This window comes from Devosia sp. YR412 (assembly GCF_900110945.1).
Lineage (GTDB): Bacteria > Pseudomonadota > Alphaproteobacteria > Rhizobiales > Devosiaceae > Devosia.
Map to the genome: position 1 here is coordinate 213,740 of NZ_FOFL01000005.1, position 7,988 is coordinate 221,727.

Annotated in this window: 7 protein-coding genes; all 7 read right to left on the bottom strand. The window is 61.8% G+C overall.

All coding sequences use genetic code 11. The features are described from left to right. Positions 1-2 precede the first annotated feature (2 nt). The 7 genes from nuoG to BM045_RS16460 are packed head-to-tail and all read right to left on the bottom strand — an operon-like array spanning position 3 to position 7,514. Positions 3-2,105 carry an NADH-quinone oxidoreductase subunit NuoG gene (gene nuoG / locus BM045_RS16430; RefSeq protein WP_092185189.1) on the bottom strand — a complete coding sequence of 701 codons (2,103 nt, stop codon included), beginning with the start codon at positions 2,103-2,105 and terminating at the stop codon, positions 3-5. Positions 2,106-2,110: 5 nt separating this feature from the next. Next, entirely contained in the window at positions 2,111-3,418 is a 1,308-nt protein-coding gene (gene nuoF / locus BM045_RS16435; protein WP_092185190.1) for an NADH-quinone oxidoreductase subunit NuoF, read from the bottom strand. Between the two features lie 11 nt (positions 3,419-3,429). Then, a complete protein-coding gene (gene nuoE, locus BM045_RS16440; protein WP_092185191.1) occupies positions 3,430-4,758 on the bottom strand; it encodes an NADH-quinone oxidoreductase subunit NuoE in 1,329 nt (442 codons plus the stop codon). Next, positions 4,758-5,951: an NADH-quinone oxidoreductase subunit D gene (locus BM045_RS16445; RefSeq protein WP_092185192.1), complete on the bottom strand. Its 1,194-nt coding sequence runs from the start codon at positions 5,949-5,951 to the stop codon at positions 4,758-4,760. The genes nuoE and BM045_RS16445 overlap by 1 nt, the downstream gene beginning before the upstream one ends. Beyond that, positions 5,948-6,565, bottom strand: coding sequence for an NADH-quinone oxidoreductase subunit C (locus tag BM045_RS16450; RefSeq protein WP_092185198.1), 618 nt, complete (start codon positions 6,563-6,565; stop codon positions 5,948-5,950). The genes BM045_RS16445 and BM045_RS16450 overlap by 4 nt, the downstream gene beginning before the upstream one ends. A gap of 11 nt (positions 6,566-6,576) precedes the next feature. Next, entirely contained in the window at positions 6,577-7,158 is a 582-nt protein-coding gene (locus tag BM045_RS16455; protein ID WP_092185199.1) for a NuoB/complex I 20 kDa subunit family protein, read from the bottom strand. Then, complete coding sequence (locus BM045_RS16460) at positions 7,149-7,514, bottom strand: NADH-quinone oxidoreductase subunit A (RefSeq protein WP_092185200.1); 366 nt, start codon at positions 7,512-7,514, stop codon at positions 7,149-7,151. Before BM045_RS16460 ends, BM045_RS16455 begins: the two co-directional genes overlap by 10 nt. Between the last annotated feature and the right edge of the window lie 474 nt (positions 7,515-7,988).

The window sequence follows — 7,988 nt, forward strand, 5'->3', positions numbered from 1 at the left end:
CCCTACTCCGCAGCTTGCTGCAGGCCAGCGGCCGTGGCGGCGCATTCGCCCATCACGGCGGACGAGCGGGCAATCGGATTGGTCAGATAGAATTCAGACACAGCCGAACCATAAGGCGCCGACTTGGTCTTGATGGCCGCCTTGGCCAGCTTGGCCACATCGGCAACCGAACCGGCTGCGATCTGGTCGATGCGCGCCAGATGCGGGAATTCCGCATAGATGGCCGCGCGCAGCTGGGTCAGCGAGTTGAAGGGCAGAGGCTTGCCGATGGCACCCGACAGGGCGCGAATGATCGCCCAGTCTTCCTTGGCGTCGCCCGGCGGGAACACGGCGCGGTTGGTCACCTGCACGCGGCCCTCGGTATTGACGTAGGTGCCGGACTTTTCGGTATAGGTCGCGGCCGGCAGGATGACGTCGGCGCGGTGTGCACCGGCATCGCCATGGCTGCCGACATAGACCACGAAGGCCTTGCCCATGGCAGAGGTATCGTATTCGTCGGCGCCGAGCAGGAACAGCACGTCGAGCTCGCCCTTGCCGGCCAGAACAATCTGGTCAGCCGAGCAGACGCCACCGTCATGCGGGGTGAAGCCGATGTCGATGCCACCGACGCGGCTGGCCGCATTGTGCAGCAGCGCAAAGCCGTTCCAGCCTTCGGCAACGCCGGCGCCAGTGGCCAGCTTTGCAGCCATGGCGATGGTGTCGCGACCAGCCTGCTTGCCGAGCTTGGCATGCGAGACGGCGCCTTCACCGACGATGATCAGCGGACGCTTGGCCTGGGAGAGAATCTCGCCGAACGAGCCCTTGCCGGCCACCAGATCGGCCAAGGTCTCAAGACCTTCGCCCAGATAGCTATAGCTATAGGTAAGGTCGGCCTGTTCGCCGATCACGGCAATCGGCAGGCCCTTGGCGCGCCAGGTCTTCCGGATGCGCGCATTGATCAATGCGGCTTCCTTGCGCGGGTTGGCGCCGATGATGACGATGGCATCGGCCTCTTCGATCCCGGCAATGGTCGGGTTGAAGATATAGGCCGAGCGCGGCATGGTCGTATCGATACCCGACATGGCCGGACGCACGTCGGTCATACCCGAGCCGACCGAAGCCAGCAGCGCCTTGAGCGCATACATTTCTTCGACGGCAGCCAGGTCGCCGGCAATCGCGCCGACCTTGTTGCCAGCCTTCTTGATCCGGGCGGCGACGGCAGAAAGCGCTTCTTCCCAGCTGGCAGCCTGTAGCTTGCCAGACTTGCGCACATAAGGGCGATCGAGCCGCTGGCTCTTGAGGCCGTCCCAAATGAAGCGGGTCTTGTCGGAAATCCACTCTTCGTTGATCGCCTCGTTGATACGCGGCAGGATGCGCATCACTTCGCGGCCCCGGCTGTCGACGCGGATATTGGAGCCGACGGCATCCATCACGTCGATGCTCTCGGTCTTCACCAGTTCCCAGGGGCGGGCGTTGAACGCATAGGGCTTGGAGGTCAGTGCACCGACCGGGCAGAGGTCGATCACATTGCCCTGCAGCTCGCTGGTCAGCGCCTTCTCCAGGTATGTGGTGATCTCGGCGTCTTCGCCGCGACCCAGCAGGCCCATTTCGGCAATGCCGGCGACTTCGGTGGTGAAGCGGACGCAGCGGGTGCAGTGAATGCAGCGGTTCATCGAGGTCTTGACCAGCGGGCCAATATACTTGTCCTCGACGGCGCGCTTGTTCTCGGCAAAGCGGTTCTTGTCCACGCCATAGGCCATGGCCTGGTCCTGCAGATCGCATTCGCCGCCCTGATCGCAGATCGGGCAATCGAGCGGATGGTTGATCAGCAGGAATTCCATCACGCCTTCGCGGGCCTTCTTGACCATCGGCGTGTTGGTGAACATTTCGGGCGGCTCGCCATTCGGGCCGGGACGCAGGTCCTTGACCGACATGGCGCAGCTAGCCGTCGGCTTGGGCGGACCACCCTTCACCTCGACCAGGCACATGCGGCAATTGCCGGCGACCGACAGGCGCTCATGATAGCAGAAGCGCGGGATTTCCGCGCCAGCGGCCTCAGCCGCCTGCATCAGCGTATAATAGTCCGGAACCTCGACGAGCTGGCCGTCGACCTTGATATTTGCCATCAGCCCTACTCCGCCGCGATCGATGGCACGGCGCCATCGGAGGTGGACGAATATGTATACTGCTCGATGCGTGCCTCGATCGTCGGACGGAAGTTGCGGATCAGGCCCTGAACCGGCCAGGCCGCAGCATCGCCCAGGGCGCAGATGGTGTGCCCTTCGATCTGCTTGGTCACTTCGAACAGCATGTCGATTTCGCGCTTCTGGGCACGGCCTTCGACCATGCGCTCCATTACGCGCATCATCCAGCCGGTGCCTTCGCGGCACGGCGTGCACTGGCCGCAGCTCTCATGCTTGAAGAAAGCCGAAATGCGCCAGATGGCTTTGATGATGTCGGTCGACTTGTCCATGATGATCATGCCGCCGGTGCCGAAGCTCGACTTCTTCTCACGCAGACCATCGAAATCCATGATGGCATCCATCATGTCTTCGCCACGGACCACCGGGCAGGATGCGCCGCCGGGGATCACGGCGAGCAGGTTGTCCCAGCCGCCGCGGATACCGCCGCAATGCTTTTCGATGATGTCCTTGAAGCTTTCGCCCAAGGCTTCCTCGAAGGTTGCCGGCTTGTTGACATGGCCAGAGACCATGAACAGCTTGGTGCCGACATTATTCGGACGTCCAATCGAAGAGAACCAGCCTGCCGAGCGGCGCAGGATTTCCGGCACGACGGCGATGGATTCGACATTATTGACGGTGGTCGGGTTGCCATAGACACCCATGCCGGCCGGGAACGGCGGCTTGAGGCGCGGCTGGCCCTTCTTGCCTTCCAGCGATTCCATCAGCGCGGTTTCTTCGCCGCAGATGTAAGCGCCTGCACCGTGATGAACAATGATGTCCAGGTCCCAGCCGTGGATATTGTCCTTGCCGATCAGCTTGGCCTCATAGGCCTCCTCAACGGCCCGTTCCAGGCGTTCGCGCTCGCGTACGAATTCACCACGCACATAGATAAAGGCCAGATGAGCATCCATGGCGCGGCAGGCAATCAGGCAGCCTTCGATCAGGTGATGCGGATCGTGGCGCAGGATTTCGCGGTCCTTACACGTGCCGGGCTCGGACTCGTCGGCATTGACCAGCAGGTAATGCGGCCGGCCATCGCTGACCTTGGGCATGAACGACCATTTGAGGCCGGTGGGGAAACCGGCGCCACCACGGCCGCGCAGGCCGGAGGCTTTCACCTCATTGGTGATCCAGTCCCGCCCCTGGTCGAGAAATTCCTTGGTACCATTCCAGCCGCCGCGCTTGCGCGCGCCTTCGAGGCCCCAGTCGCCCTGGCCGTAAAGGTTGGTGAAGATGCGATCCTTGTCAGCGAGCAATTCTCACACTCCTAACGCGGCTTCTTGCCGAAGACGCGGACATATTCTTCCTCGCCACCACGGGCGAGCACTTCGGCTTGCTGGAGCCAGTTGTCGCGCGCAACGCGACCCCGGAAATTCAGGGAGCCTTCGACCTGGTCGATCTGCTCCGGCGTCAGAGCGGCAACCTGGCTCCACCGGGTAATGCCCAGTGCATTGAGCCGGCGCTCCAGCACCGGACCAACGCCCGAGACCAGCTTGAGATCGTCGGCCGGGCCTTCGGGTGCCACGAACAGCGGCGCATCGCCGCCCTTTTCCGCCACCGGATTGACTTCCTTGGGGTTGGCCTTGGGAGCAATGATGGTGCGCGTCTTTTTCGGGCTGGCCTCGGTGGCGCCGTCGGCCGTGGCATTGGTGGTCGCCTTGCCCGGAGCCTTGCCGCCATCGATCTTGGACGCATCGGTTTCGGCGCCGGTCGCGGTCTCGCGCATCGCCTTGTTGGGCTCGCCATTGGCCTTGGCCGACGTGTCGGCGGCCTTGCGCTCACCCTCGGCCTTGGCCTCGGACACCTTGGCATCCTTGGATGGCCCCTTGATCGCCGGAGCCGATTCCTCGGTCACATCCTTGGGCTTGGCCGCGGTGGTCGGTGCCTGAGCCGGGGCCGCAGTGGCCGGAGCGGCGGCCGCCGGTGCAGCAGGCGCTGCTTCCGGTGGCGGCGCAGGCGGCACGAACTTTTCGCGATAGGTCGTCGCTTCTTCGAGCAGCACGACGCGACCACCCTCCGGGGCTGCATTGAGACGCCCGATCTGCGGACCCGGCGTGATCGTCTCGCCCTTGCCTGCGGCAAAGGCGTCGATGATCTCGGCCAGACGGTCTTCCGTCAGGTCCTCATAGGTATCCTTGAAGATGGTGACCATCGGCGCGTTGACGCAAGCGCCAGCGCATTCGACCTCTTCCCAGCTCATGGTGCCATCGGCATTGAGATGGTGCGGATCGTGATGGATCTTGCTCTTGCAGACCTCGATCAGCCCCTCGGCGCCGCGCAGCTGGCACGGCGTCGTGCCACAGACCTGCACATGGGCACGGGTGCCCACAGGCTGCAGCTGGAACTGGGTATAGAAGGTCGCCACTTCCAGCACGCGAATATAGGCCATGCCGAGCATTTCGGCGACCTTTTCGATGCTGGCGCGGCTGACCCAGCCGTCCTGTTCCTGGGCGCGCATCAACAGCGGAATGACGGCGGACTGCTGCCGGCCGGCTGGATAGAGGCCGATCTTCCATTCCGCCCATTTGGCGTTGTCATTGTTAAAGGCGAAAGACGCGGGCTGAACCTGGTCATCCGCAAGGCGACGCGCAACCATTAGCGATCAACCTCTCCGAACACGATATCGAGCGAGCCAAGGATGGCCGAGACGTCGGCCAGCATGTGGCCGCGGCACAGGAAATCCATGGCCGACAAATGCGCAAAACCCGGCGCGCGGATCTTGCAGCGGTAAGGCTTGTTGGAGCCGTCGCTGACCAGATAGACGCCGAATTCGCCCTTGGGCGCTTCGACGGCAGCATAGACCTCGCCGGCCGGAACCTTGTAGCCCTCGGTATAAAGCTTGAAGTGATGGATCAGCGCTTCCATCGACTTCTTCATCTCGCCGCGCTTGGGCGGAACCACCTTGCCGTCGAGCGAGGACACCGGGCCCTTGCCATCGGCAGCATTCAGCTTTTCCACGCACTGGCGCATGATCGAGGTCGACTGCTTCATCTCTTCCATGCGGATCAGATAGCGGTCGTAGCAGTCGCCATTCTTGCCGATCGGAATGTCGAATTCCATCTCGTCATAGCATTCATAGGGCTGGCTTTTGCGCAGATCCCAGGCTGCCCCCGAACCACGAACCATCACGCCCGAGAAACCCATGTTCCAGGCGTCTTCGAGCTTGACCAGGCCGATATCGACATTGCGCTGCTTGAAGATGCGGTTTTCGGTCAGCAGCGTGTCGAGGTCGACGATGAATTTCGGGAACTCCTGGCAGAAGGTCTCGATATCGTCGATCAGCGCCTGCGGCAGGTCCTGGTGGACACCGCCCGGACGGAAATAGGCCGCATGCATGCGCGCGCCCGAGGCACGCTCATAAAAGATCATCAGCTTTTCGCGCCACTCAAAGCCCCAGACCGGCGGCGTCAGCGCGCCGACGTCCATGGCCTGCGTGGTAACGTTCATCAGGTGGGCCAAGAGGCGTCCGATTTCCGAATAGAGCACGCGGATCAACTGGCCGCGGCGCGGCACTTCAAGACCCAGCAGCTTTTCTACGGCCAGGGCAAAAGCATGCTCCTGGTTCATCGGCGCCACATAGTCGAGACGATCGAAGTAAGGAACGGCCTGCAGATAGGTCTTGGACTCGATCAGCTTTTCGGTGCCGCGATGCAGCAGCCCGATATGCGGATCGACGCGCTCGACGATTTCGCCGTCGAGTTCGAGGATCAGACGCAACACGCCATGCGCCGAAGGGTGCACGGGGCCAAAGTTGATGGTGAAATTGCGGACTTCGGCTTCAACACTCATGGCTTGGCCTTCTCGTCACCGGGCAGCACGTAATCCGTACCCTCCCAAGGCGACAGATAGTCGAACGAACGGTATTCCTGCATCAGCTTTACCGGCTCATAAACGACGCGCTTGCGCTCTTCGTCATAACGGACTTCCACGAAGCCAGTCGTCGGAAAGTCCTTGCGCAACGGATGACCGTCAAAACCATAGTCGGTCAAAATGCGGCGCAGGTCGCCATGACCTGAGAACAGCATGCCGTAAAGGTCATAGGCTTCGCGCTCGAACCATTCGGCGCCCTTGAACACGCCGGTAATGCTCGGCACCGGCGTCACGTCATCGGCCGTTACCTTCACGCGGATGCGCTGGTTCAGGTATGGGCTCATGAAATGGTAGACGACGTCGAAACGCTCATCGCGAGCCGGATAGTCGGCGCCGCAGACATCGACGAAGCTGACGAAACGGCAGCGCGCATCGTCACGCAGGAAGGTGACAACATCGACGATCGCCTCGCGCGCCACGACAAGCGTCAGCTCGCCATAGGCCACTTCCTGGCTCAGCACGGCATCGCCCAGCGCACCGGAGATATGGGCGCCGAGATCCAGCAGCGGATCGACCTGGGTTACTTCATCCATTGTCCGGGCCCCTAGCGTTCGATCGTGCCGGTGCGGCGGATTTTCTTCTGCAGCAGCAGGATGCCGTAGAGCAGCGCTTCGGCCGTCGGCGGGCAGCCTGGGACATAGACGTCGACCGGCAGCACGCGATCGCAGCCCCGCACCACCGAATAGGAATAGTGGTAATAGCCGCCGCCATTGGCACAAGAGCCCATGGAGATGACATAGCGCGGCTCGGGCATCTGGTCGTAGACCTTGCGCAGCGCCGGAGCCATCTTGTTGGTCAGCGTGCCAGCAACGATCAACACGTCCGACTGGCGCGGAGAGGCACGCGGCGCGGTGCCGAAACGCTCGATATCGTAGCGCGGCATCGACATCTGCATCATCTCGACGGCGCAGCAGGCGAGACCCGTCTGCATCCACATCAGCGAACCGGTACGCGCCCAGTTCACCAGCTGATTGACAGTGGAAACCAGAAAGCCCTTGTCGGCCAGCTCGTCGGTGACATCGGTGAAGAACGGGTCGGTAGCGCCGGCAACCTTATTGGTGCGCGGGTCGACAAGGCCCGTGGGGCGCGGCGCGACCAGCGTACCGCTCTGCTCGCTCAATCCCATTCCAGGGCCCCTTTCCGCCATTCATAGATAAAGCCGACGGTCAAAACGCCGAGGAAGATCATCATCGACCAGAAGCCAAACCAGCCCACGTCGTGGAAGGCCACGGCCCAGGGGAAGAGGAAGGCCACTTCCAGGTCGAAAATGATGAAGAGAATCGAGACCAGATAGAATCGCACATCAAACTTCATGCGCGCATCGTCGAAGGCGTCGAAACCGGCTTCGAAGGCAGAAACCTTCTCCGGATCGGGGTTCTTCACGGCGATGATGAAGGGCGCCACCAGCAGGGCTGCGCCAATAACGGCGGCAATGCCGAGGAAGATGACAATCGGCAGATAGTCGCTGAGCAAATCAGTCATGCGGCAGCCTGTTTTCTAGTCCGGCCGGGCGACCGGGTTACGTGGGTTGCGCAAGCAATTGGGGCGAGCGAACCGACGCGACAGTTGATGGCTTGGGCTTAGACCTTTGGCTACCCGGTTTCAAGGGAAAGAAAATATGAGAAAAATCATCATATATCGTAACGTGCCGGTGGAAGAACTTTCGTCTCCGGGCGCAGGATTTGTCAGCCGCAAATTGGCTTGATTGCAGGCGTTTTCGGAAAACGCCGCATCGTCAGGCAGGCCAAAAATTCACCCACGCATTCCCCAAACCAAAACGGCGACCCAGTTGCCTGGATCGCCGAATTGGGTTTGCAAGACGCTAGGTCGAGAGGGCGGCAAGCCGCCCTGCCCGATTGCAAATCTTAGAAGTGGTAGTAGACGCCGACGGTTGCCTTGGCGGACTCGAAGAACGAGTCAGCAGCGCCGTCAAAGTCGCCCTGGCCAACAACTTCA